Below are 25,501 nucleotides of genomic sequence, written 5' to 3'. Positions count from 1 at the left end.
CCCGGCTGGCCCCATCATGCCCCACCCGCCCCCGGGTCCGCGATCGCCGAGCCCTTGTGGCGGGAGTCGCCCTCGACTAATTTGTTTGGTCGAAAGACGAACTAACTCTATCGCGACCTGTCCTTCACCGACACCCCCGATCCATGACCTACGAAGGGAACGCGCCGTGAACAATTCCCCCGAGGGCGCGACCACCAGCCGCCGGGGCTTCCTCGGCCTGGTCGGACTCAGCACGCTCGCCGCCGCGAGCGGCGGCCTGCTCAGCGCCTGCTCCACCCCCAGCGGCCCCCGCCCCGGCAGCGGCGGCGCCACGGCCGCCGCCGCCGAGAAGCTGACGTCCCTGACCCCGACCTACACCGCGTTCCCTGGCATCAAGCCGGACCTGCCCGGCACCGTCTCCACCCTGCCGGGCGTGCCGGACGTCAGCGGCGGCTTCACCAAGTATCCCGCCACTCCCGTCGCGGCGCTCGCCCAGAAGGCCGGCAAGGGCGGCACCTACACCGCGATGACCCCGCTGTGGGGCCCGCTCCCGCCCGGCCTGGACGACAATTCCTACTTCCAGGCCGCCAACGCCGACATCGGCGCGACCGTGCAGTTCCAGATCACCGACGGTACGGTCTACGCCGACAAGGCCATCGCCCGGCTCGCCTCCGGCGACCTGCCGGACATCATGTGCATCCCGAGCTGGGAGATCGAGAAGATGGCGGACTTCAACACCGCCGTCGACAAGGCCTTCGAGGACCTCACCCCCTACCTGCAGGGCGACAAGGTCAAGCCGTACCCGCTGCTGGCCAACCTGCCGACCGCCGCCTGGCAGTGGTCGGTCTGGAACAACAAGCTGATGGCGGTGCCGTTCCCCACCGAGCCCTATCCCTTCGCGCTGCTCTACCGCAAGGACCTGTTCGACGAGAACGGCTGGAACACCAATCCCAAGACCGCCGACGAGCTCTTCGAGCTCGGCAAGGAGATCACCGACGCCAAGGCCAAGCGCTGGGCGTTCGGCAGCATCCACGAGATGATGTGGCCGACCTTCCGCATCCCGCAGGAGTGGCGCTACGAGGGCGGCAAGCTCGTGCACAAGTACGAGACGCCGGAGTTCGAGCTGATGCTGGCCTTCATGCAGAAGGTCTTCAAGGCCGAGCTCGTCCACCCGGAGGTCGTCGGCAGCAAGGGCGCCAACGAGAAGGATCTCATGGCGTCCGGGCAGATCCTCATCTACCGCGACGGCCTCGGCGGCTGGAAGGAACTGCTCCAGCAGCACCGGGGCAAGAACCCCGGCTTCGCCATGAACGCCTTCCCCGTCTTCGCCCACGACGGCGGCACGCCGTTGATGTACCACGGCACCGCGGCGGGCCTGTTCACCTTCGTCAAGAAGGGCCTGCCCAAGGAGAAGGTGGAGGAGATCCTCTCCATCCTCAACTGGTGCGCGGCGCCGTTCGGGACCAAGGAGTACGAGCTGTCCAACTACGGCGTGGAGGGCAGGCACTTCAACCGGGGCTCCGGCGGCATCCCCGAGCTCACCGACCTGGGCCGCAAGGAGGTCGCCTTCACCTACGGCTTCCTCGGCGGGCGCCCGCTCTACGTCGACTGGCCCTATCCCGACGCGGTCAAGCTCAACGTGGACTGGCAGAACGCCAGCTTCCCCCACCTGGAGAAGGCCCCCTTCGACGGGATCCGGGTCCAGAAGCCCTCGAAGATGTCCGGCCTGCAGGTGCCGACCGAGGACAAGTTCACCGACATCATGCGCGGCCGGCGCCCCGTCAGCGACGCCAAGCAGATCGTCGCCGAGTGGCAGCGGGACGGCGGGAACGAGGCCCGCGACTTCTACATGAAGGTCCTGCAGGACAACGGCCGTGCTTAACGACACCGTGAACACCGGACCGGCGGGTGACCTGACCTCACCCGCCGGCGCCGGCGCTCCCGCAAAGGGTAGCAAGGCCGATGAAAAGACCCGGCCGGTCTCCCGGCCCTCGCTGGGAGCCCGCCTGAGGCGCGACTGGCAGCTGCTGCTGATGACGGTCCCGGCGATCGGCCTGCTGCTGGTCTTCCACTACGTGCCGCTGCTCGGCAACGTCATCGCCTTCCAGGACTACTCGCCCTACGTGGGAATCAAGGACAGCCCCTGGGTGGGCCTGTCCAACTTCCAGTGGCTGCTGCTGGACGAGAGCTTCTGGGACGCCACGCTCAACACCCTGTCGATCACCGTCTTCCAGCTGGTCTTCTACTTCCCTATCCCGATCATGCTGGCCATCCTGCTCGACAGCGTGGTGCGGCCCCGGCTGCGCCTGTTCATCCAGGGCATCGTCTACATGCCGCACTTCTTCTCCTGGGTGCTGGTGGTCACGCTCTTCCAGCAGATGTTCGGCGGCTCCGGGCTGATCTCGCAGACCCTGCGGGAGAACGGCCACAAGGGCATCGACATCATGACCAACCCCGACGCGTTCATCGCGCTGGTGACGGCCGAGACGGTCTGGAAGGACGCCGGCTGGGGGACGATCATCTTCCTGGCCGCGCTGGCCGCGATCAACCCGAACCTCTACGAGGCGGCGGCGGTGGACGGCGCGGGCCGATGGCGGCGGATGTGGCACATCACGCTCCCGGGCCTGCGCCCGGTCATCATCCTGCTGCTCATCCTCCGGCTGGGCGAGGCGCTGAACGTCGGTTTCGAGCAGTTCTTCCTGCAGCGCGACGCGGTCGGCCGGGACGCGGCCGAGGTGCTCGACACCTTCGTCTACTGGCGCACGCTGCTGACCGGGGAGTGGAGCTACGGCGCCGCGGCGGGCCTGGTCAAGGGCCTGGTGGGCCTGGTCCTCATCCTCATAGCGAACAAGGTCGCCCACAGGTTCGGCGAGCAGGGAATCTACAAGAAATCATGACGACCACACCCGCCTGGGCCGAGCGGCCGAGCCGCGTCGGCGCCCTCCTCAAGGGCATCATCCTCACACTCATCGCACTCTCGGTGCTCTTCCCGATCTACATGGTCGTGCTGACCAGCCTCTCCACCCAGGAGACCGTGACGGCGGCGGGCGGGCTCGTCACCGTGCCCGGTGAGCTCTCCTTCGCCGCCTACGCGGAGCTCTTCAGCGGCGGGGTGGTGACCCGGTCGGTCATGGTCAGCCTCGGCGTGACCGCCGTCGGCACCGCGATCAGCCTGAGCGTCACGGTGCTGGCCGCCTACGGCCTGTCCCGGCCGGGCTCGCTGCTGCACCGGCCGATGCTCTTCCTCGTCCTGCTGACCTTCCTGTTCGGCCCCGGGATGATCCCCAGCTACCTGCTGATCAGCTCGCTGGGACTGACCGACTCGTACTGGGCGCTGATCCTGCCGGGCGCGGTCACCGCGTTCAACCTCGTGGTCATGCGGGCCTTCTTCATGAACATCCCCGAGGAGGTCTCCGACAGCGCGCGCATCGACGGCGCGAGCGAGTTCCGCATCCTGTGGAAGATCGTGCTTCCCATGTCGAAGGGGGTCGTCGCGGTCATCGGCCTGTTCTACGCGGTCGGTTACTGGAACTCGTTCTTCAACGCCGTGCTCTACCTGAACGACAGCGCCAAGTGGCCGCTGCAGGTGGTGCTCCGCCAGTACGTCCTCCAGGGGCAGGCGCTGATCGTCGGGCAGAGCAGCGTCTCCACGATCGGCGGCCAGGCCCTCCCGCCCAGCCTGGCCATCCAGATGGCCATCGTGGTGGTCGCGCTGCTGCCGGTGCTGTTCGTCTACCCGTTCGTCCAGCGCCACTTCACCAAGGGCGTCATCATCGGCGCCGTCAAGGGCTGACCCCTCCGGCGGCCCGCGCGCCCGGCGTCACGGTGTCCCCGCTCCGGCTGATGGTGCCGGGTCAGGAGGTCTTCCGGTCGGCGCGTTCGCGGGCGAGCTCGGCCTGCAGCTCGCGGACCTGCTGCTGCAACTCGAAGATCCGGCGCACGGCGGCCAGGGTCATGCCCTCGCCGACGAGCTGGATCGCGCTCTGCACGGCGCCGATCTCGTGGCGGCTGTAGCGGCGCTGGCCACCGGTCGAACGGGACGGGCGGACCACGTCGTGCTCGTCGAGGCGGCGCAGGAACGCCTGCTGGACCTGGAGCATGTCGGCCACCTGTCCCACGGAGTACAGCGGCGCGTGCTCGTCGTCGAACGGCAGCCGGACCATCCCCGCTCCTCTCCGTGAAGGGCCCCGAAGGCCCATCTGATCATGCCCTGTGAGAACCCCCCGCGTCCCGTACGGTCCCCGGACGTGCAGGAGGGTCCGCGGAGCCTCGCCACGACCCCCGAGAGGCCCGGAGACCTCCGAAGACGCCGAGGTGGGCGCCGGAAACCCAGCGCCCACCCCCGTCTCGTATCCGTCAGGCCTTGATGGACTTGTGCTGTTCGGCCCGCTGAATCTCGATCTTGCGCGGCTTCGCCTTCTCGATCACCGGGATGCGGACCGCGAGCACGCCGTTGGAGTAGGCGGCGTCGATCTTCTCGCTGTCGAGGTGCTCCGACAGGTAGACGCGGCGGGTGAAGGTGCCCATCGGACGCTCCCGCACGAACATGCGGTCGTCCTCCCCCTGCTCCTCCTCGCGCCGGGCGCTCACCGAGAGGACTCCGCGGTCGACGGTGACCTCGATGGAGTCGGGGTCGATGCCCGGAAGGTCGAACTTGAGAAGGACGTCGTCCTTGCGGCGCACGCCGTCCAGAGCCATGGCCCCGCCCGCGCGCGCACCGCCGTCGCCCCAGCCGAGGGTCTGACGCGCGATCCGGTCGAACTGACGGTCGAACTCCTGCACGAACGGGTCGATCGACGTCAGCAGCATCGGTGAACCACCTCCGTTGATCCAGGCAGACTACCTCTGCCCTTCCTTCCAGAAAACCTCCTACTTCATTTATAAGTTCCTTCCGCTGAGAATGCAAGGCCAGAAGGTGCGACGCCCGCGGGGACCTTCACACGCACGCCCGGCTCATGCGGCCCGGGGTCCGCCCTGCTCGGGCTCCGGGCGCAGGAACGGGTACGGCCCGCGCCTCGCGGACGGGAGGCGCGGGCCGTACGGGACGAACCACGGGAGCGCCGGCTGCGGCGGAACCGCGCCGGAGCCGGGCTAGCGGGTCAGGATCAGGTCCTTGATCCGTAGATCGCCCCTGGCGACCAGGTAGACGTCGTGCCTGCCGGAGACCCGGGCGAGCGGGGCGGTGGCCGTACTCCACCGGTAGATCCCGCCGGTGGCGGGCACCGCGACCGCGCCCAGGAGCCTGCCGGTCGGGGATCCGAGGCGGACCTCCACCGACGAGGCGGCGCTCGCGGCGACGCCCAGAGTGATCCCGGTGACGCCCCGGCCGAGGTCCGCGCCGGAGAACGCGATCCACTCGCCGGAGGCCGCCTCGACGGCGTCCCCTGCCGCCTTGGTCTCGTCGACCAGCTCGATGCCGGCGTAGTCGTCGAAGTCGGCCGCCCGGGTGGCCCTGGTCAGGTCGCGGTCGGGGATGCGCTCGCCGCCGACCCGGATCGTCGTGCGCTGGTGGATGCGGTCGGAGGCCGAGCCGACGAGCACGTCGTGGGCGGACGCCTCGACCGCGAAGCGGCCCCGGGTCACGTCCCACAGCGCCAGGTCGGCCTTCTTGAGCGTGAACGTCACGGCCTTCGACTCGCCCGGCGCCAGGTGCACCCGCTCGAACCCGCGCAGTTGCCTGAGCGGCTGCTCCACCCGGGAGGAGTGCTGGCGGGTGTAGAGCTGCACGACCTCGTCACCGGCGCGGGAGCCGGTGTTGGTCACCTTCACCTTCACCTCGAAGCCGTCGCCGCGCGGTGTGGCGCGCAGCCCCTGGTAGCCGAAGGTGGTGTAGCTCAGGCCGTGGCCGAAGGCGTACAGCGGCTTGTCCTCGGAGTACAGGTAGGTCGAGCCGGTCTTGATGATGTCGTAGTCGAGGATGTCGGGGAGCTCGGTCCCGGCGCGGGGCCAGGTCTGGGTGAGGCGACCGGCCGGGTTGGCCGCGCCGTACAGCACGTCGGCGAGGGCGTGACCGGTCTCGGCTCCGGCGTGGGTGGTCCACAGGATCGCCGGGACCTTCTCCGCCAGGCGGTCGATCGTCGTCGGGTAGCTGTTCTCCAGGACCACCACGGTGTTGGGGTTGGCCGCGTGCACGGCCTCGACCAGGGCCTCCTGGCCCTCGGCGAGGTCCAGGTCCGTGCGGTCGTGGGCCTCGCGGCCGTTGATGAACGGCATGCTGCCGACCACGACCACCGCCGCGTCGGCGTTCTTTGCCGCCGCGACGGCCTCGTCGATCCCGCTGCGCACGGTCTCCTTGGTGAAGCGGGTGGCGTTCTCCGCGGTGGTGAGCGAGAGCGCGCCGTCGGCGGCGGCCCTGACGTAGACGTTCGGGCCGAACCACGACTCGGCGGTCTCGTATCCGGCGTAGCGCAGCAGTGTGGACCCGTCGGCCTGGGCCTCCAGCGTGAACTGCTCCTGCACGAACCAGCCCGTGGGCTGGTCCTGGGTGTTGGCCAGGGTGGACCAGTTGGCGCGGCTGACGTACTTGCCGTTGGCGACGCTGCGCAGCGTCACGACGCCCTCGCCCCAGTCGAAGACGTCGAACTGCTCGGCCTCCCCCGCCGTGGTCCCCGAGAGCCTCAGGTCTCCGCCCGGGCCCGTCCCGGCGGTGATGTACCTGCCGCCGGCCTTGAGCGCGATCCGGTCGGCGCCCTCGGTCGCGACCGTGGCCGCGGCGCGCTCCTTGATCCCGTCGAGCGGGGTGACCTGGTAGGGCAGCTTGCCGGAATACCAGTCGGTGTAGAGGGTCCTGGCCAGCGGGCCGACCACCGCGACCTTCTTCGACGCCTCCAGCGGCAGGGTCCGGCCGCCGTTCTTGAGCAGGACCATCGCCTCGGTGGCGGCCTGCCGGTTGAGCCTGCGGTGCTCGGGACTGTCGACCACCGACTTGGTGATCTTCCCGTACGGCCCGCCGTCCGGGTCGAACTCGCCGAGCCGGAACCGCACGCCGAGGATGTTGCCCACCGTCCGGTCGATGTCCTTCTCGGTGATCAGCCCCTGCGCCAGCGCGGCGTTGACCGAGGCGACGGTCGGGCCGCCGTCGGTGTTGTCGACGGTGAAGCTGTCCACCCCCGCCTTGATCATCGCGGCGGCGGCCTCGGGCTGGGTGGCGAAGTACTTCTGCGAGGCGGTCAGGTTGTTCGGGCCGTTGGCGTCGGAGACGTTGAACAGCGTCCGGTCGGTCCACCTGCGCACGCTGGAGTCGAGGTCGGTGACCGTGGCCGGCCGGCCGTTGACGAGGTTGTAGGAGGTCATCACGCCGGTGGCGGCGTCGGCCGAGATCGCGGCCTTGAACGCCGGGATCTCGTACTCGTTCATGACCCTGGGCCGCAGGCTGGAGTTGGTGGTGTCCCGGCGGACCTCGTTGTTGTTGGCCATGTAGTGCTTGAGCACCGGGGCGGCCTTGAGGTGGTCGGGGTCGTCGCCCTGGATGCCCCGGCCGTACGCCGTGGAGATGGCGCCGGTGAGCAGCGGGTCCTCGGAGTAGCCCTCCTCGTTGCGGCCCCAGCGCGGGTCGCGCAGCAGGTTGACCACGGGCGCCCACAACTGAAGGCCCCACACGCGGGGGTTCTCGGAGTGGTAGCCGCGGGCCTCGTCGCCGACGGCGGAGCCGACCTTCCTGACGAGGTCCGGGTTCCAGGTGCTGGCCAGGCCGACGGCCTGCGGGAAGACCGTGCCCTGGGCGGTGACGACGTTTCCGCCGTTGTCGACGTCGGTGGACCAGGCGACGCCGTGCAGCGCCTCGGTGCCGGTCTTGAACAGCCCGATGCCCAGCCGGTCCACGGCGGGCTGGTACTGGTGGAGCCAGGAGACCTTCTCCTCCAGGGTCAGCCGGCCGAGCAGGTCGTCGATCCGCTGCTGGAGCGGGAGCGAGGGGTCGCGGAAGGGGTGGTCGGCCTCCGCGTGCGCCGGGGCGGCGCACAGGCCGAGAGCCAGCGCGAACACGGCCGCCGCCGCGGCGGGTCTGGACGGGGACAGCCGTGACACGCGCAGGGGCGTGCGCGGGGACATGCGTGAGGACATGCGTGAGGACATGCGTGGGGACACTGCGCCTCCAGGTCAGGGGTCGAAGCGCTTCGATGACGGGGCGTCGTCCGCCCCCGAGCTGCGGACGGGCTCCGGTCACCGGGCCGGTCCGGCCGGTCACGTCCCGGGCCGGACCACGGCCGGGGGTTCACTTGATCGCGCCCACGGTCACGCCGCGGGTGAGGGTGCGCTGGAAGATCAGGAAGAAGACGACGGCCGGGAGCACGCCGAGCAGCGCCGAGGCGCTCGACATGGTCGCGTCCATCATCTTGTCGCCCTGGAGCACGCCCAGCGCGACGGGCACGGTCTGGTTCTCGTTGGAGATGAGGAAGACCAGGGGGAGGAAGAACTCGTTCCAGGTCCAGATGAAGAAGAAGATGAGCAGCACCGAAAGGGTCGGACGGCTGACCGGGACCACGATCCGCCACAGCGCCCGCCACTTCCCCGCCCCGTCGATCGCGGCCGCCTCCAGGATCTCGTGCGGGAACCGGCCGAGCACCGAGGCGAGCAGGTAGGTCCCGAACGCGCTCTGGATGACCGTGAAGATGATGATCACCCCGAGCCGGGTGTCGTAGAGGCCGACCTCCTTGGCCAGGTAGTACAGCGGGTAGACCAGCGCCTCCTGCGGCAGCGTGTTGGCCACCAGGAAGACGACCATGATCCAGGTACGGCCCCGCACCCGGCCGACGCCGAGCGCGTAGGCGTTCAGCACCGAGAGCACCACCGCCAGCACCGCCACCGAGGCGCTGATCAGCAGGCTGTTCCACAGCTTCCCGCCGAAGTCGACGCGGTTCCAGAACTCGATGATGCCGTCGAGGTAGAGCCCGTCGGGCAGGCTCAGCGGCCCGTTGGCGGAGTAGTCCTCCGGTGAGCGCACCGCGTTGAGCGTGACGATGGCGAACGGCACCAGCATCACGACGGCCAGCACGGCCAGCGAGACCAGGACCGAGTACTTCCGGATCATGATTCCCTGTCCTGAATCCGCAGGAAGAACACCGTGACCACGATGATCACAAGGGTGAGCACGGTGGCGATCGCGGCGCCGTACCCGACGTTGGCCTTCTCGAAGAAGTTCTGGTAGCTGAAGTACGACGGCACGAGCGTGGCCCCGCCGGGGCCGCCCCGGGTGAGCACGAAGATCGGGCCGAAGACCTTGAGCGCGGCGATCGTGCAGGTCAGCAGGACCACGTAGATCTCCGGTCTGATCTGCGGAATCGTGATGTGCCAGAACCGCCGCCACCACGAGGCCCCGTCCATCTCCGCGGCCTCGTACAGCGCGGGGTCCACCCGCTGCAGGCCCGCCATGAAGATGACGACGGGATAGCCGATCTGGAACCACACCAGGATCAGCATCACGCTGGGCAGCGCCCAGTCCGGGTCGCCGAGCCAGCTGCGCGGCTCCATGCCGAACAGCCCGAGGAACGCGTTGAGCGCGCCGAACCGGGGATGCATGATCCATCCCCAGACGATGCCGGCGATCGCGACCGGCAGCACCTGCGGCAGGTAGTAGGCGGCCCGCAGCAGGCTCGCCGTACGGGGGCCGAACCTCTTGCCCACGTAGTCGAAGAGCGTCGCGGCGAGAACCAGCCCGATGATCGTGGGCACGATCGCCATCGCGACGATCAGCGCGGTGTTGTTGCGGAACGACGACCAGAAGCGCTCGTCGGCGAACAGCCGCGTGTAGTTGTCGATCCCGAGCCATCTCGGGTCGCCGATCCCCTGCCACCGGGTGAAGGAGATCCCGATGTTCATCAGGAACGGCACCACGATCACCACGGTGAACAGCACCGCGCTGGGCAGCAGGAACACCCAGTAGCCACCGGTACGGCGGCGCCGGGGGCGCGGCTCCGGCTCGCGGACCGCCTTCGGCCGCGCGGCCGGAGCGTGCACTGCCATGAGTCTGTCTCCCGTCCCGCCTCAGTCGCCGATGTCGGCGAGGTTCTCCTCGTACGGCGCCGCGATCTCGTCGAGCACCTCGGCGGGCTTCTTGCTGCCGTTGATCAGGTTCTGAACCCCGGCCACCAGCACGTCGTAGTAGCCCGGCGCGGGCCAGTCGGGGTAGAACGCCAGCCCGTCACCGGTCGAGAGCGTGTTGAAGTTCTCGATCAGTTCCTTGCTCTTCGGGTCGGTGATCGCCGACGCGTCCGCGGCCACCGGGATGCCGCCGGAGTTGCCGAGCAGGTTCTGGATCTCCTTCTTCATCGTGATGTCGATGAAGTCGTAGGCCAGGTCCTTGTTCTTGGCGTTCTCCGGGACCACCCAGATGTTCCCGCTCGACCCGGCGCTCATGGTGTTGCCCGGCCAGAGGAACGAGCCCCACTCGAAGTCCTTGATCTCGCTGGCGAACCTGCCGTACCACCACGAGCCGGTGACCACGATCGGATACTTGCCGCCGATGAAGGAGACACCCATGTCCTCGGCCTTGATGGCGGCCGAGTCCTTGGCGATGTAGCCCTTCTTCACCCAGTCGGCCATGGTCTCGGCCGCGTAGGTGAACTCCGGCCCCTTGAAGTCGACCTTGCCCTTGTAGAGCTGGAAGTTGTCGACCCACGGCCGCTGCGCCTTGCTCAGGGCGAGCTGGTAGAAGATCTGCTGCGCCGGGTACTCGGCGCCGCCGACCGCGAGCGGGGTGACCCCGGCCTTGACGAAGGCGTCCATGGCCGCGGTGAACTCGTCGAACGTCTTCGGCACATCGACCTTGTGCTTTTCGAACAGGTCCTTGTTGTAGTAGACCATCACGTACTCGGCATAGTTGGGGACGCCGTACCAGTTGCCGGCGCCCATGACGCCGCGCTCGTCATACCTCGCCGTGGTCTGCAGCGACGGGCTGAGCAGCTTGTCCCAGCCCCGCTTGGTGACCTCGGGGGTCAGGTCGGTCAGCAGCCCCTGCTTGGACAGCAGCCCGGCCGTGGCGTTGCCCTTGTTGTACTCCATCACGTCCGGGGCCTCGTCCGAGTTGAGGATCATGCCCGCCGACTGGCGGATCTGCTCGAACGCCTTCTCCTCGAACTGGACCTTCACCCCGGGGTGCGAGGCCTCGAACTGCTTGATCGCCTCGGCCCAGGCCTTGCCCATCGCGCCGTCGGCGCTCTCGTAGTGCCAGAGCTTCAGCACCCGGGGCCCGTCCGCGGCGGGCTCGCCCGCCGCCTGCTCGGTGCTCCCGCACGCGGCCAGCGCCGCCAGCATGGTCGCCGCGGCCACCGCGGCCACGCCGGTTCTCACCTTGAACATCGCTCTCTCCTCTGGGGGGATGATGACGGCTCAGCGGCCGGCCCGCTCGACGCGCGTGACGCGCGCGGGACCGTCGGCCCGGATCCCGTCCGCGGTCACGGTGACCGTGGTGTCGCCGCCGGCGTCGGAGATCAGGGCGGTCCCGGTCTCCGTGCCGTAGCCGACCAGGATGATCTCCCCGAACGGCCCGTCGCCCACGGCGTCGCCGGGCTCGGCCAGGACGGGGATGAGCGCGCCGTGCCGTGCGAACAGCGGGATCCGCTCCAGCGGCGCGGAGACCGTGACGTAGCGCCCGCCCGCGAGCACCTCGCCGGTCCAGTGGTCCACCCAGTCACCGGCCGGCAGGTAGACCCTCCGGGTGCCTTCCGGCGAGGTCATCGGGGCCACCAGCAGGTCGCGGCCGAGAAGGTACTCCAGGTCGGCCCGCCAGGCGACCGGGTCGTCCGGGTAGTCGACGCACAGCGCCCGCATCATCGGCGCCCCGGTCCGCGCGGCCTCGACGGCGGCGGTGTAGATGTACGGCATCAGCCGGTAGCGCAGCCTCAGCGCGGCCACGGCCTCGGCCTCCACCTCGGGGAACTCCCACGGCTCGCGGCTGGTGGTGCCGTGCAGGCGCAGCAGCGGGGAGAAGGCGCCGAACTGGGTCCAGCGGACGTACAGGTCGTCGGTGGGGCGGCCGGTGAAGCCTCCCGCGTCATGGCTCCAGAACGGGATGCCGGACAGCCCGTGGGCCAGGCCGCCGCGCAGCGTGCTGCCCATCGCGGGGTAGCTGGTGTAGGTGTCGCCGCTCCACTGGGCCGCGTGCCGCTGGCCGCCGAGGAACGACGAGCGTGCCCAGACCATGCCGTGCCCGGCGACCTCGCGCGTCACCTCGGAGACCACGTCGTTGAACAGCAGCGTGTAGACGTTGTGCAGGTCGGTTCCGGTCATCCCGTTGGCCGCGACCGCGTCGTGCGGCACGCCCTCGGCGAAGTCGGTCTTGAAGATCTGCACCCCCTGCTCCAGCAGTGGGCGCAGCAGCCCCCGGAACCACTCGACGGCGGCCGGGTCGGTGAAGTCGACGATGCCGCAGGCCGGGTAGGAGCCGTGCCAGGAGTCGGCGACGTAGACCTCACCGTCCTGATTCTTCAGGAAATATCCGGCTTCGGCAGCGGCGGGGAAGGCCGGGCTCAGGTGGGAGATGTACGGGTTCATCCAGAGGCAGACCTTGAAGCCCATCTCCTTCAGCTCCGCCAGCATCCCGGCCGGGTCGGGGAAGTTCGCCTCGTCCCAGCGTAGGTCGGACCAGTGCCCGTCCGTCTGCCAGTAGGTGTCCAGGTGGAGAACGTCGCAGGGGATCCCGCGCTCGCGGATGGTCCGCGCCCGGTTCATCACCCGCTCCTGGGTGTCGACGAAGAACCCCGAGGAGATCCAGGTGCCGAACGCCCACTTCGGCGGGAGCAGCGGGCGGCAGGTCAGCTCGTCGAAGCGGTCGAGCACCTGCGGCGGGGTCGGCCCGGCGATCACGTAGTAGTCGATCAGGTCGTCCGGGACGACGATCTGCACGCAGCTGTGGGTGGACTGGCAGACGTCGAACTCCACCGGCGTGCCGCTGTCGACCAGCACGCCGTACCCCCGGCTGGACAGGTAGAACGGCACGTTCTTGTAGGCGCGCTGGGACTCGGCGCCGAAGGCGTCGAAGTTCCACATGACCGGCCGCTGGCCGCGCTTGTCCAGCGGGGTGAACGACTCGCCGAACCCGGTGAACGCCTCGTCGGCGGGAGCGGCGAAGCTCTCGTGGTAGCCGGCGACCTCGCCGCCGGCGAGGGAGCGGCCGAACGGGAGGGTGCGCAGCCGGCCGCTGATGTCGGTGTGGCCCGGGTCCTGCTCCAGCAGGGTCCCCCCGGCGGCGTCGGTGAAGCGCAGGTGCCACGGGGAGAGGGTGATCTCCGCCCGGAGCGACCCCGCGTCGACCACGATCGTCCCGGGCGTTCCGGACGCCTCGGGCGTGCTCTCAACCCGCGCCCCGGCGAACGTGCCCGGGGTGACCATGGAGATCGCCCGGGCCGACCGGGTCCGCGCGTCCGCGTCCTGACCGAGCCGTACCCGGATCACCCCCTCACCGGCCGCGTTCACCTGGACCACCAGTGTCTCCCCGGCGGAGGTCGAGGCCTTCAAGGTCACTCCGGCCGCGTCGGCCGCCACCGGTTCCGCCGCCGTCAACGCCGACAGCCCGCCCTCGCCGTGCGAGCGCACGGGCAGTTCCGGCGGGTCGGCGACGAAGTACTCGTGCGCGATCAGAGGGGGACGGTAGGGCATGGGTGCTCCAGCGCTTCAGGCTTCCAGTTCCTGAATTAGTTTTGCGTCCAAACCAACAAACGTCAATGGCAGCGTCTCGCCGGGGAGCACCCGGGCCCGCTGGGAACCGCAGACGACCAGCAGCGGAGCCCAGGCCGTCACCACGGCCTCCACCCGGCCGGGCTCCCAGGTCAGGCGCTCGACCGTCCCGCCGCGCACGGTCAGCCCGCGCGCCTCGCCGGACGGCCACGCGCGCGGGCGGGCGGGCAGCAGGTCGACCCGGCCGTAGCCGGAGGGCGGCAGCGAGGAGCGGACGAGCATGGCGGCCACCAGCGCGGGCAGCCCTCCGCAGACGTCCACGTTGAAGATCGCGTCCCGGTTGTGGGTGGAGACCAGGTTCTCCTCGCGCCAGTACCGGGTGGCCAGCAGCGTGAGCGCCTCGTGCGCCTCCTCCGCCAGCCCGAGCGCCGCCGCCGCCAGGCCGAGCTGCACCAGCCCGAACGCCATCTCGTCGCTGTCGGACCCCCGCCACCACGCCAGCCGCCGCCGGACCGCGAGGACGGCCGCCGCCGCCAGCCGCGGATCGTCGAAGGCGGGATCCCGCTCGTACCAGAGCGGGTAGAGGTGCGAGGCGTGCCGGTGGGCGTGGTTGTCCGCCACGGGGCTCCCCGCCGCGGGGCCCCGGGCGCCGTCCGCCGCGGAGTCCCTCGCGCCGATCCACTCGGCCAGTTCCCCGCCCGGCGCGATCCGGTAGCCGGGGAGGCGGTCCAGGAGCCGCTGCCACCTGGCGTGGCCGAGGCCGAGGCGCTCCCCGGCGTGGACGAGGTTGCGCAGCAGGTCCCGGGCGACCGCGACGTCCATGGTCGCGTTGACGCACGCCTGGGAGTCGCCCCCCGAGGGGGTGTTCTCCGGCGAGTAGGACGGCGCGAAGTCGCCGCTCGCGGTGAGGAAGTCCTCGTAGAACAGGGCCGCCTCGGTCATGAACGGCCAGGCCCGCTCCCGCAGGAAGGCCAGGTCGCCGGTGTGGGCGTAGTGGTCGTGGTAGAGCCTGGCCAGCCAGCCCGCCCCCGCCGTCCAGAAGGTCAGGCACCAGACCGGGCCGAAGTGGTTGTGCAGACCGTGCGTCGACAGGTGGGCGGGGACCAGGATCCCGCGGCAGCCGTACAGCCTGCGGGCGTTCTGCCTGAAGTCCTCCATCAGGCCCTCCGCCAGGTCGAACACCGGGAGCATGAGCTCCGGCGTCCCGGTGGCCGCCAGCCCCGCGACCGCCGAGGCCAGGTTGCCGTCCATGGTGAACCCGCTGCGCCAGGGCGGGTCGTACGTCCCGCTCCACACCCCCTGCAGGGTCGGGGGCAGCTCCCCCGAGCTGGAGATCACCGCGTACCGCCCCGCCCGGAACAGCCGCTCGACCCTCGCCCCGGCCTCTCCTTCCGGCCGGCTGACGCCGGAGGCGGGGTTCTCCGCACGGCGGCCGAGGCGGACCGACGAGCGGGCGAACAGGTCGCCGTGGACGGCCGCGTGCTCGCGGAGCAGGAGGTCGAAGCCGCCGGGGATCTCCTCGATCGGGCGCGGCCGGCTGCCGTGGACCACCGTCCTGGCGAGGACGGTCGCCTCGCCCTCGATCACCAGGCCGCCGGCCGACGGCTCGGCGGCCCCGGAGACCCGGCACTCGACCGTGTATCCCCCGGCCGCCCCCGGCCACCGCGCGGAGAACCCCGCCTCCAGCGTCAGCCGGCCGGGACCGGCATCCACGGTGAACCGGACGGGAACCGGCGGCTCCTCCCCGATCGGGGCCAGGCTCAGCAGCCCCCCGGCCCCCGAGAAGCGGATCACCACCGCGTCGGCCGGACGGGAGACGAACACCTCCTGCCGGGCCCGGCCCCACTGCTGCGTCACCAGACCGGTGGCGAAGTCGCAGCTCCTGCGGTAGTCCCCCGGCACCGCGTCCGGCGTGGCCGGGGAGAAGGCCAGGGTGGCGGAGGGGACCAGGGGGTCGATCCAGCGGGTGTCCGCGTAGCCGGCGTGCTCTCCGGCGGCGAGTTCCACGACCCGCCCGGCCGCCTCGCGCGGGCGCCCGCCGTACAGCAGGGCGCGCAGCTCCGGCAGGACGGGGGCGGTGTGCGGGGGCGCCAGCGGCTCGGCGACCGGCAGGAACAGGCGTTCGTGGGAGAGGGTCACCCGGAGATCGCCGGACCCGCCGGACGCCTCCGGCCCGCCGTACACGAGAGCGCCCTGGCGACCGTTGCCGGTGATCAGCGCCCGTTCCCAGTCCCCGGCGGCATCCCTTGAGACGAATCCATGGTCCATGGATAATTAGTTTAGCTATCATCCGAACAAAGGAACCAGAGTGCGCTGGCCGAACGGGCTTGAGGGGCTGTGTTACGGCGGGGACTACAACCCCGAGCAGTGGCCGGAGAAGGTCTGGGAGGAGGACGTCGCCCTGATGCGGCAGGCCGGGGTCAACCTGGTCAGCGTCGGGGTGTTCTCCTGGGCCCGGCTGGAGCCCGTCGAGGGCCGCCACGACTTCGGCTGGCTGGACCGCGTCCTCGACCTGCTCCACGAGGGCGGGATCAAGGTGAACCTGGCCACCCCCACGGCCTCCCCGCCGCCCTGGTTCTCCCTGGCCCACCCGGACGCGCTCGCCGTCACCGCCGACGGGACCCGGCTGACCCACGGCAGCCGCGACACCTACTGCGTGGCCGCCCCGGCGTACCGCGACGCCTCCGTCCGCATCGCCCGCACGCTCGCCGAGCGCTACGCGGACCATCCCGCGCTGGCCATGTGGCACGTGCACAACGAGTACGGCACCTGGTGCCACTGCGATCACGTCGCCGCCGCCTTCCGCGCCTGGCTGCGGGCACGCCACGGCACCCTGGAGGCGCTCAACGACGCCTGGACCACCTCGTTCTGGAGCCAGCACTACTCCGCGTGGGAGCAGATCATGCCGCCCCGCGCCACCCAGTACCTGCCCAACCCCTCCCAGGTCCTCGACTTCCGCCGGTTCCTCTCCGACGGGATGCTCGCCCATTTCCGGGAGCAGAAGGCCGTCCTGCGCGAGCTCACCCCGGACGTCCCGGTCACCACGAACTTCGTCTTCGGCGACTGGGTACCGGTGAACCAGTGGGACTGGGCGGAGGAGGTGGACCTGGTCGCGATCGACCACTACCCGTCGGAGAACCCGCCCGAGGAGACGGCCTTCGCCGCCGACCTGGCACGCGGCTGGGCGGACGGCGGGCCGTGGCTGCTGATGGAGCAGGCGGTGGTGACCTACACCGGACCCCGGATGGTCGCCAAGCGGCCCGGGGAGATCACCCGGCTGAGCCTGTCGCACGTCGCCCGGGGCTCACGCGGGGCGATGTTCTTCCAGTGGCGGGCCTCACGGGGCGGGGCCGAGCTCTGGCACGGCGGGATGGTCCCGCACGCCGGCCCGGACACGCGGATCTTCCGCGAGATCCGCGACCTCGGGGGGCTCCTGCCCGCCCTGGCCGAGGCCTGCGAGGCGACGGTCGAGGCGACGGCCGCGATCCTCTGGGACCCCGAGGCGGGCTGGGCCCTGCAGGCTCCCGGGTTCCCCTCCACCGAGGTCGGCTACCTGGAGGCGGTACGGCAGGCGCACCGGGTGCTGTACCGGCACGGCGTCACCGCCGACTTCCGCCGCCCTTCGGCCGACCTGTCGGCGTACGAGACGGTGATCGTCCCCAGCCTCTACCTCATCTCCGACGACGACGCCGGCAACCTGCGCCGCTACGTGGAGGGCGGCGGGACCCTCGTGGTCTCCTTCCTCAGCGGGATCGCCGACGAGCACGGGCGGATCCGGCTCGGAGGCTACCCCGGGGCCCTGCGCGACCTGCTCGGCGTCCGGGTCGAGGAGTTCCTGCCGATCGGCGCCCCGGTGACGCTGGACACCGGCGAGACCGCCTCCGCCTGGACCGAGCGCGTCCACCTGGCCGGGGCCGAGGCGCTGGCCAGGTACCCGGACGGCACCCCCGCGATCACCCGTTCCGGCCGCGTCACCTATCTGTCCACCCGCCTGTCCGACGAGGCCTACGCCCGTCTGCTCGGGCTCGGTCCCGCCGCCCCGGTCGAGCTGGTCCGGCGCGGCGAGTGGCTGTTCGCCCTCAACCACGGCGACGAGGAGCGGGCGGTGCCCGGTAATCTGCTGCTGCCCCCCGGCGGCTACGCGGTGGTCAAGGTGCCCCGGTCCTGAGCCACGACACCCGGTCGCGACGCTGTAGCCGAGGTTCAAGCAGAAGTCCAGCGGGATGAAATGATCCGCTGGCAGGCTCGGGGCCGTCTTGAAGGAGGCTTCCCGTGCGCCGTTCCATCCCCCTGGCACTTCTCACCGCGACCTTCGCGTTGTCGGGGTTCACCGCCGCTCCCGCCCACGCCGGAACCGACCGGACCGGTCAGGTCTCGGCCGGTCCGTGCAAGCCCGGCCAGGGCCCCAACCTCCGGGGCCGTGACTTCACCAAGGGCGCCCAGCTCCCCGACAACCTGCGCTGCGCCGACCTGACGGGGGCGAAGCTGGACGACATCGAGTTCGTCCAGGAGGACATGACCGGGGCGATCCTCCGCGGAGCCTCGCTCAAGCGGACCCGGTTCACCCAGGCCACGCTGAAGTACGCCGACCTGCGTGAGGCCGACTTCACCGAGGCCGACCTCGGCCAGATGCACGCCGACCACGCCGACCTGCGGGGCGCGATCCTGATCGACGCCGAGGCGGGGCAGGCCGAGTTCCCGTACGCGGACCTGACCGGGGCCACCCTGACCCGGGCCGTGCTGACCCAGGCCAACTTCACCAGCGCCAAGCTCGTCGACGCCGACCTCAGTGAGAGCACGCCCGGCCAGATCAAGGGACGCAAGGCCGACTTCACCCGGGCCAAGCTCGTCGACGCCAAGCTGGGCCAGGCCCGCCTGAACTACGCCGTCTTCAAGGACGCCGACGTGACCGAGGCCGAGTTCACCCAGGCCGAGCTGGCCGGAGCCGACTTCACCGGCGCGACGGTCCAGGACGCCTCCTTCACCCAGGCCGACGACGTGAACCTGAAGGGCTCCAAGGGCACCGCGACGGGCGTCGAGACACCCACCGCCCCGCCGTCCGCCGAATACGAGCCCGCCGAGGACGAGGCGACCGAGCAGGCCCCGCAGGCCTCCGCCGGGAGCGAGGGCCCCTCCGCCGGACTCGTCATGGTCGTGCTCAGCGCCGTGGGCCTGGCCCTCACCGTGGTGGTCTGGGGCGTCAGCGCCCAGCGGCGGGCCAGGCGCAACGCCCGCTTCTCCCTGATGCGCCGGGGCGCCGAGGAGGACATCACCCGGCTCGGCGAGGAGATCGACCGGCTCGACTACGAGTTCCAGATCAGCGGGCGCGGCGGCATGACGGCCGACCAGGACTGGCGCTACGCCATCGACGCCTACGAGGCCGCGAAGAACGCCCTGGTCATGGCCAGGGGCGAGCAGGATCTGCACACCGTGGCGCGCGCCGTACAGGACGGCAGGAACGCCCTGGCCCGCCTCCGCGCCAGAGTCGGCTGAGCCCCCGGGCCTCCGGTCGGACCGGGGTCAGATGCCGGTGGGGGTCATCGGCTGCATCAGGCGGCGGGCCGCCTCGGTGACGGAGCCGGACAGGGACGGGTAGACCGCGAAGGTGTGGGCGAGCTGGTCCACGGTGAGGCGCTGCTGGACGGCGACCGAGACCGCCAGGATCAGCTCGGAGGCGCGCGGGGCGACCACCACGCCGCCCAGGATGATGCCGGTGTTCGGACGGCAGAACAGCTTCACGAAGCCGTCGTGGAAGCCCTGCATCTTCGCGCGGGCGTTGGTGGCGAGCGGGAGCTTGACCACGTTGGCCTCGATCTCCCCGGCCTCGATCGTCTTCTGCGCGACCCCCACGGCGGCGATCTCGGGGTCGGTGAAGATGTTGGAGGCCACGGTGGCCAGCCGGAGCGGCTGCACGGCCTCCCCCAGGGCGTGCCAGACGGCGATCCGGCCCTGCATGGCGGCGACCGAGGCGAGCATCAGCACGCCGGTGCAGTCGCCGGCCGCGTAGACGCCGGGGGCGGAGGTGCGGGAGACCTTGTCCACCTGGACGAAGCCGCCCCGGTCGAGGGTGACCCCGGCCTCCTGGAGGCCGATCCCGGCGGTGTTGGGGACCATGCCGACGGTCATCAGGCAGTGGCTGCCCTCGGCGGTCCTGCCGTCCTCCAGCGTGACGACCACGCCGTCGGCGGTGCGCTTGACCGACTCGGCGCGCGAACGGCCCATGACGTTCATCCCGCGCCGCCGGTAGACCTCTTCCAGGACCTCGGCGGCGTCGGCGTCCTCGTTGGGCATCATCCGGTCCCGCGAGGAGACGAGGGTCACCTCGGAGCCGAGCGAGCGGTAGGCGCCGGCGAACTCCGCGCCGGTGACGCCGGAGCCGACCACGATGAGGTGCTCGGGCAGCTCCCTCAGGTCGTACATCTGCCGCCAGGTGAGGATGCGCTCCCCGTCGGGCTCGGCGGTGGGCAGGATGCGCGGGGTCGCGCCGGTGGCCACGATCACGACGTCGGCCCGGATCGTCCGGTCGCCGGCCCGGACCACCTGCGGGTCCACCAGCCGCCCGGGAGCCCGCACGACCTCCACGCCCTCGGCCGCGAGACGGGCCGCGATGTCGGCGGACTGCGCCTGGGCCAGCTCCTTGACCCGCCGGTTGACCAGCGGCATGTCGGCGACCGGGCTGCCGGCGTCGCCGTCGGGCCCTCCGGTGTAGTGCACACCGAGCGCGGCGGCGTCGAGCAGCGCCTGCTTGCGCACGGAGGTCGCGATCAGGGTCTTGGACGGCACGCAGTCGGTGAGCACGCAGGCCCCGCCGGGACCGTCCTGCTCCACCACGGTGACCTGGGCCCCCAGTTGGGCCGCCACCAGGGCCGCCTCGTATCCGCCGGGCCCGCCACCGATGATCACGATCCTTGTCACGTAGCCCATTGTCCCGCATCTGCGGACCGGGCCACCGCCGGGTCCCCCTCACTACGCCTCAAAACCACACAACCCAGTACCAAATCCCTGTAGACCGCGCGCATCCGGAGAAAAACCACGGCATACCGCGGCGGGGTGAGCTTCCGGCGATCGTGGATTAGGCTTGCATGCCGTGCCTGTCTACGCCGCCTACGGCAGCAACATGGACCCCAAGCAGATGGCCCAGCGGGCCCCCCACTCCCCGATGCGGGGGTCGGGCTGGCTCCAGGGCTGGCGCCTGACCTTCGGCGGAGGCGACCCCGACCGGGAGGGCGCGCTCGCCACCATCGTCGAGGACGCCGCCGAAGAGGTCTTCGTCGTCCTCTACGACGTCCCCGAGTGGGACGAGACCTCCCTCGACCAGTGGGAGGGCGCGATCCGGGGCACCTACCACAAGGTGCGCCTGCGGGTGCAGACCCTGGAGGGCGAGGTCGTGGCCTGGTTCTATGTGCTCGACGGCTACGAGGGCGGTCTGCCCACGGCGCGTTACCTCGGCGCTCTGGCCGAGGCCGCCGAGAACGCCGGGGCCCCCGACGACTACGTCAAGGCGTTGCGCGGCCGTCCCTGCACGTCCCTGGGCGGTTAGGGCCTGTCCCTGGCGTGATCGGCGGCGCCCGACGAGTACGCTCGGTGAGGTGAGCAATGACCCTTATGCACTCGCCACGGACGCCGCGACCGCGCTGAGGAGCGCCACCGGAGTCGACTCCTTCGACGTCGCGCTGGTGATGGGGTCGGGCTGGGTCCCGGCCGCCGACGCGATCGGCGAGACCGTCGCCGAGATCCCGGTGACCGACCTGCCCGGTTTCACACCCGCCGCCGTGGCCGGCCACGCGGGCCGGATCCGCGCCGTGCGGACCGCCACGGGTGCGAACGCGCTGATCTTCCTGGGCCGCACCCACCTCTACGAGGGCCGCGGCGTCGAGCCGGTCGTGCACGGCGTGCGGACCGCGATCAAGGCGGGAGTCCGCACGGTCGTGCTGACCAACGCCGCGGGCGGGCTGCGCCCGGAGACCCAGCGGGTCGGCGAGGCGATCCTGATCAGCGACCACATCAACCTGACCGGGTCCAACCCGCTCAGCGGGGCCACCTTCATCGACCTCACCGAGGTCTACTCCCGGCGCCTGCGCACCCTGGTCCGCGAGGTGGAGCCCGGCATGGCCGAGGGCGTCTACATCGCCTTCCGCGGCCCGACCTACGAGACCCCGGCCGAGATCCAGATGTGCAGGACGCTCGGCGGCGACATGGTCGGCATGTCCACCGTGCTGGAGGCCATCGCGGCCCGTGAGGGCGGAGCCGAGGTGCTCGGCATCTCCCTGGTCACCAACCCGGGCGCCGGCCTGGTCGGCGAGCCGCTGAACCACCAGGAGGTGCTGGAGGTCGGCCGCGCCACGGCCACCCGGATGGGCGACCTCCTCGCCAAGGTCGTCGGCAAGCTGTAACGCCCGCATACGGGACCGCTCCCCGCCGGACGGGGAGCGGTCCCTCGATCGGGCCCCAGGGACAACCGGCGGGGGCGCGGGTCCCCCGCCCGGAGCGTGAGGTGACGGATGAGCAGCGATCTCGTACGGCTGGCACAGGCCTGGCTGGCCCAGGACCCGGACCCGGAGACCCGGGCCGAGCTGGAGGCACTCCTTTCCAGCGGCGACGAGGCGGCGCTGCGCGACCGGTTCCAGGCCAAGCTGGAGTTCGGCACCGCCGGGCTCCGCGGCGAGCTGGGCGCCGGCCCCAACCGGATGAACCGGGTCACCGTCATGCGCGCCGCCGCCGGCCTGGCCGCCGTCCTCGGCCCCGACCGGCACGTCGTCATCGGCTACGACGCCCGGCACAACTCCGACGTCTTCGCCCGCGACACCGCCGCCGTGCTCACCGGCGCGGGGCTCCAGGCATCGCTGCTCCCCGCGCCGCTGCCCACCCCCGTGCTGGCCTTCGCCGTGCGCCACCTCGGTGCCGACGCGGGCGTGACCGTCACCGCCAGTCACAACCCGCCCCGCGACAACGGCTACAAGGTCTACTGGGGCGACGGCTCCCAGATCGTGCCCCCGATCGACGCGGAGATCTCCGCCGCCATAGACGCCACGGGCCCGGTCTCCGAGTTGCCCCTCGGCTCGCCGGAGGACCCCGCCTGGACCGACCTGGGCGAGGAGATCGTCGCCGCCTACCTGGACGCGGTGACCCTGCTGCCGCTCGGCGACGCCCGCGACCTGCGGGTGGTCTACACCCCCCTGCACGGCGTCGGCGGCCTCACCCTCACCTCCGCCTTCCTCGCCGCCGGGTTCGAGAGCCCGGTCTCGGTGGAGGCCCAGGCCGACCCGGACCCCGACTTCCCGACCGTCGCCTTCCCCAACCCGGAGGAGCCCGGCGCGATGGACCTCGCGCTGGAGCTGGCCGGGCGCATCGGCGCGGACCTCGTGCTGGCCAACGACCCGGACGCCGACCGCTGCGCGGTGGGCGTGCCCCTGCCCGGCGGCGGTCACCGGATGCTCACCGGCGACGAGGCCGGCGCCCTGCTGGGCGAGCACGTCATCCGGCAGACCTCCGGCGACCGGCTGGTGGCCACCACCATCGTCTCGTCGTCCCTGCTCGGCAAGATCGCCGCGGAGTACGGCGTGCGCTACGCCGAGACCCTCACCGGCTTCAAGTGGATCATGAAGGCCGGCTCGGGCGACGCGGACGGTTCCGGGCGGCAGGGCGGCGGCAGCGGCCTGGTCTTCGGCTACGAGGAGGCGCTGGGCTACAGCGTCGGCTCCGACACCGGCCTGCCCGTGCACGACAAGGACGGCATCGGCGCGGCCCTGACCGTCGCGGGGATCGCCGCCCAGGCCAGGCGGGACGGCCGGACCCTGCTGGACCTCCTGGACGACCAGGCCCGCCGGTACGGCCTGCACGCCACCTCCCAGCTCTCGGTCCGGGTGAGCGACCTGTCGCTGATCACCGGCGCCATGGCCCGGCTGCGCGCCACCCCGCCGGTGGAGCTGGGCGGGCGCAAGGTCGAGTCGGCCGAGGACCTGAGCCTGGGCGCCGGAGGCCTCCCGCCCACCGACGGCCTGCGCTACCTGCTCTCCGGTGGCACCCGGGTCGTGGTCCGGCCCTCGGGCACGGAGCCCAAGCTCAAGTGCTACCTGGAGGTCGTGGTCCCGGTGACCGAGGAGGTCGCCGACGCGCGGACGCGGGCCGCGGAGGACCTGTCCGCCCTGAAGCTGGACCTCGCGGCCCTGCTGAACCTGGAGAGCCTGTAGGAACCGCGGGGACGCACCAGCCGTACCGGGCCGATCCCGGTGACCTCCGGCACGGGCGCCTTCTCCTCGCGGTCCGGCCGTCCCTGCAGGACGTCCCCTGGCGGCCTCCCCAGCCCAGGAGCGACGACCCCGCGCGGGGATCGCGGCCGGGAGGACCGGCGATGATTGCCTCAACCGATGATTGCCTCAACCATGGGCAAACCGACGGAGAGGGTTTCACCGCTGATGGTCTCCTGGCTGAGAGTCTCACAACTGAGACTCTTGGAGGGGAATGGACCGCTTCATCGAGAAGGCCTCTGAACTGGGAAAACTCCAGCGAGTCCTGGCCAAGGTGGAGGGCGGCCGGGCCGGGAGGCCGGGGCGGGCGGTCCTGATCCGGGGAAGCCGCCGGGTCGGCAAGTCCAGGCTGGTGGAGGAGTTCGTCAGGCGTTCGGGAGTGCCGTGCGTCTTCTACTCGGTCGCCCGGGGAACCCCCGACCGGCAGGTCCGGGAGTTCCTCTCCGCGGCGGCCGCCTCCGATCTCCCCGGTGCCCCGTCCCTGGCCGGGCGCTCCGCCGGGTCGTGGGAGGAGGCGCTGGGGATCGTGGCGACCGCCGTTCCGCAGGACACGCCGAGTGTCATCGTCCTGGACGGGCTTCCCCTCCTGCTGGAGGGCGACCCCGGTCTTGAGAGCACGCTGCAGGTGGCGTTCGCCCGGGAACTGTCACGCCGCCCCGTGATGCTCGTCCTCATCGGCTCGGATCCGGCGGTAATGGAGGCGGTCAACCAGCCGGGCAGGCCCTTCTACATGCGGGCGGTCGAGATGGCGGTCCACCCCCTCACTCCCGCCGACCTCGCGGCGGCCCTGGAACTGCCCGCGGCCGAGGCCGTCGACGCCCACCTGGTCTCCGGCGGCCTGCCGATGATCTGCGCGAGATGGCCGCGGGGGCTCGGCGTCCGGCAGTACCTCCGCCAGGCCCTGGCCGACCCCGCCTCGGCCCTGGTGGTGACCGGCGAGCGCATCCTCGCCTCCGAGCTGGCGCCGGACGCGCAGGCGCGCGCCGTCCTGAACGCCGTCGGCTCGGGCCTGCGCACCCACTCGTCGATCGGCCGTGCGGTGCCGGAGGTCCCCCGGGCCTCGCTCAACCGCGCCCTGCAGCTCCTCGTGGAGAAACGGCTGGTCTCCGCGGACCTCCCGCTCGCCACCCGGCCGTCCCGCGAGACCCGCTACCGCGTCGCCGGCACGCACCTGGGGTTCTGGCTGTCCTTCGTCGGCCCCCGGCTCCCTGAGATCGAGCGGGGCCGGGGCGACCTCACCCTCGCGCGTCTGCTCCGCTCGTGGGCCCCGTGGCGGAGCGCGGCCGTGGCGCCACTGGTCCGGGAGTCCCTCCGGCGGATGGAGGGACTCCCGGCGAAGGCCGGCGCGATCGGCGGCTACTGGACCCGCACCGGTGACCCGGAGATCGACGTCGTGGGAACGGACCGCGGGCCGGTCGGCGAGCGGATCACGCTGGTCGGCTCGATCACCTGGCTGGAGGAGCGGCCGTTCGACCGGCGCGACCTGAGCGAGCTCATCGTCCGCCGCTCCAAACTGCCCGGTGCGGGCGCCGACGTCCCGCTGCTGGCCGTCTCGCGGAGCGGCACGGCCACAGCGGAGGTCACCCTCGTCACTCCCGAGGACCTGGTGAACGCCTGGCGCCCCCGGGAGAGCTGATCCCCGGACTCTCCCGGGCGCCCGGCGT

Annotated in this window: 18 protein-coding genes; 9 read left to right on the top strand and 9 right to left on the bottom strand. The window is 71.3% G+C overall.

The features are described 5' to 3' along the window. Positions 1 to 166: 166 nt before the first annotated feature. Genes HS041_RS09305 through HS041_RS09295 form a run of 3 tightly spaced genes read left to right on the top strand, consistent with a single transcriptional unit; the run spans position 167 to position 3,772 of the window. Positions 167 to 1,861 carry a type 2 periplasmic-binding domain-containing protein gene (locus HS041_RS09305; protein ID WP_196440067.1) on the top strand — a complete coding sequence of 565 codons (1,695 nt, stop codon included), beginning with the start codon at positions 167 to 169 and terminating at the stop codon, positions 1,859 to 1,861. Beyond that, on the top strand, positions 1,854 to 2,876 hold the full coding sequence (locus HS041_RS09300; protein ID WP_307845211.1) for an ABC transporter permease: 1,023 nt from the start codon (positions 1,854 to 1,856) through the stop codon (positions 2,874 to 2,876). The genes HS041_RS09305 and HS041_RS09300 overlap by 8 nt, the downstream gene beginning before the upstream one ends. After that, positions 2,873 to 3,772: a carbohydrate ABC transporter permease gene (locus HS041_RS09295; protein ID WP_196440066.1), complete on the top strand. Its 900-nt coding sequence runs from the start codon at positions 2,873 to 2,875 to the stop codon at positions 3,770 to 3,772. Before HS041_RS09300 ends, HS041_RS09295 begins: the two co-directional genes overlap by 4 nt. A 61-nt stretch (positions 3,773 to 3,833) precedes the next feature. Here the strand turns inward: HS041_RS09295 and HS041_RS09290 are convergent, their stop codons facing one another. The 8 genes from HS041_RS09290 to HS041_RS09255 all read right to left on the bottom strand — a co-directional run bounded on the left by HS041_RS09290 (position 3,834) and on the right by HS041_RS09255 (position 15,858). Further along, positions 3,834 to 4,142 carry a MerR family transcriptional regulator gene (locus HS041_RS09290; protein WP_196440065.1) on the bottom strand — a complete coding sequence of 103 codons (309 nt, stop codon included), beginning with the start codon at positions 4,140 to 4,142 and terminating at the stop codon, positions 3,834 to 3,836. 193 nt (positions 4,143 to 4,335) lie between these two features. Then, positions 4,336 to 4,788, bottom strand: coding sequence for an Hsp20/alpha crystallin family protein (locus tag HS041_RS09285; protein WP_196440064.1), 453 nt, complete (start codon positions 4,786 to 4,788; stop codon positions 4,336 to 4,338). A gap of 282 nt (positions 4,789 to 5,070) precedes the next feature. Then, complete coding sequence (locus HS041_RS09280; protein ID WP_230878495.1) at positions 5,071 to 8,040, bottom strand: glycoside hydrolase family 3 protein; 2,970 nt, start codon at positions 8,038 to 8,040, stop codon at positions 5,071 to 5,073. A gap of 151 nt (positions 8,041 to 8,191) precedes the next feature. After that, positions 8,192 to 9,007 (bottom strand): carbohydrate ABC transporter permease, encoded by an 816-nt coding sequence (locus tag HS041_RS09275; RefSeq protein WP_196440063.1) that lies wholly within the window; start codon positions 9,005 to 9,007, stop codon positions 8,192 to 8,194. Then, positions 9,004 to 9,939, bottom strand: coding sequence for a carbohydrate ABC transporter permease (locus HS041_RS09270; protein ID WP_196440062.1), 936 nt, complete (start codon positions 9,937 to 9,939; stop codon positions 9,004 to 9,006). The genes HS041_RS09275 and HS041_RS09270 overlap by 4 nt, the downstream gene beginning before the upstream one ends. 21 nt (positions 9,940 to 9,960) lie before the next feature. Beyond that, the gene (locus HS041_RS09265) at positions 9,961 to 11,274 is read right to left on the bottom strand and encodes an ABC transporter substrate-binding protein (RefSeq protein ID WP_196440061.1); all 1,314 of its coding nucleotides are present in this window, start codon (positions 11,272 to 11,274) and stop codon (positions 9,961 to 9,963) included. 30 nt (positions 11,275 to 11,304) lie between these two features. After that, positions 11,305 to 13,572 (bottom strand): TIM-barrel domain-containing protein, encoded by a 2,268-nt coding sequence (locus HS041_RS09260; RefSeq protein WP_196440060.1) that lies wholly within the window; start codon positions 13,570 to 13,572, stop codon positions 11,305 to 11,307. A gap of 15 nt (positions 13,573 to 13,587) precedes the next feature. Next, on the bottom strand, positions 13,588 to 15,858 hold the full coding sequence (locus HS041_RS09255; RefSeq protein WP_196440059.1) for a glycosyl hydrolase family 95 catalytic domain-containing protein: 2,271 nt from the start codon (positions 15,856 to 15,858) through the stop codon (positions 13,588 to 13,590). 40 nt (positions 15,859 to 15,898) lie between these two features. On the opposite strand from HS041_RS09255, the gene HS041_RS09250 reads away from it, so the two are divergent. Next, positions 15,899 to 17,758, top strand: a complete 1,860-nt coding sequence (locus HS041_RS09250) for a beta-galactosidase (protein WP_196440058.1) — start codon at positions 15,899 to 15,901, stop codon at positions 17,756 to 17,758. A gap of 104 nt (positions 17,759 to 17,862) precedes the next feature. Beyond that, the gene (locus HS041_RS09245) at positions 17,863 to 19,083 is read left to right on the top strand and encodes a pentapeptide repeat-containing protein (RefSeq protein WP_196440057.1); all 1,221 of its coding nucleotides are present in this window, start codon (positions 17,863 to 17,865) and stop codon (positions 19,081 to 19,083) included. A gap of 27 nt (positions 19,084 to 19,110) precedes the next feature. On the opposite strand, the gene HS041_RS09240 is transcribed toward HS041_RS09245, so the two are convergent. Next, positions 19,111 to 20,505 (bottom strand): NAD(P)H-quinone dehydrogenase, encoded by a 1,395-nt coding sequence (locus HS041_RS09240; protein ID WP_196440056.1) that lies wholly within the window; start codon positions 20,503 to 20,505, stop codon positions 19,111 to 19,113. Between the two features lie 172 nt (positions 20,506 to 20,677). Here HS041_RS09240 and HS041_RS09235 point away from each other — a divergent pair, with 172 nt between their 5' ends. The 4 genes from HS041_RS09235 to HS041_RS09220 all read left to right on the top strand — a co-directional run bounded on the left by HS041_RS09235 (position 20,678) and on the right by HS041_RS09220 (position 25,473). Next, positions 20,678 to 21,130, top strand: coding sequence for a gamma-glutamylcyclotransferase family protein (locus HS041_RS09235; protein ID WP_196440055.1), 453 nt, complete (start codon positions 20,678 to 20,680; stop codon positions 21,128 to 21,130). A gap of 49 nt (positions 21,131 to 21,179) precedes the next feature. Further along, positions 21,180 to 21,983 carry a purine-nucleoside phosphorylase gene (locus tag HS041_RS09230; RefSeq protein WP_196440054.1) on the top strand — a complete coding sequence of 268 codons (804 nt, stop codon included), beginning with the start codon at positions 21,180 to 21,182 and terminating at the stop codon, positions 21,981 to 21,983. 108 nt (positions 21,984 to 22,091) lie between these two features. Next, entirely contained in the window at positions 22,092 to 23,780 is a 1,689-nt protein-coding gene (locus HS041_RS09225) for a phospho-sugar mutase (protein WP_196440053.1), read from the top strand. Positions 23,781 to 24,051: 271 nt separating this feature from the next. Beyond that, on the top strand, positions 24,052 to 25,473 hold the full coding sequence (locus HS041_RS09220; RefSeq protein WP_196440052.1) for an ATP-binding protein: 1,422 nt from the start codon (positions 24,052 to 24,054) through the stop codon (positions 25,471 to 25,473). Positions 25,474 to 25,501: the final 28 nt, after the last annotated feature.

Origin of the sequence: Planomonospora sp. ID67723 (assembly GCF_015711605.1) — a bacterium.
Classification (GTDB): domain Bacteria; phylum Actinomycetota; class Actinomycetes; order Streptosporangiales; family Streptosporangiaceae; genus Planomonospora_A.
Note: the sequence above shows the minus strand (reverse complement) of the source record. Positions and strands in the feature narration are given on the sequence as shown.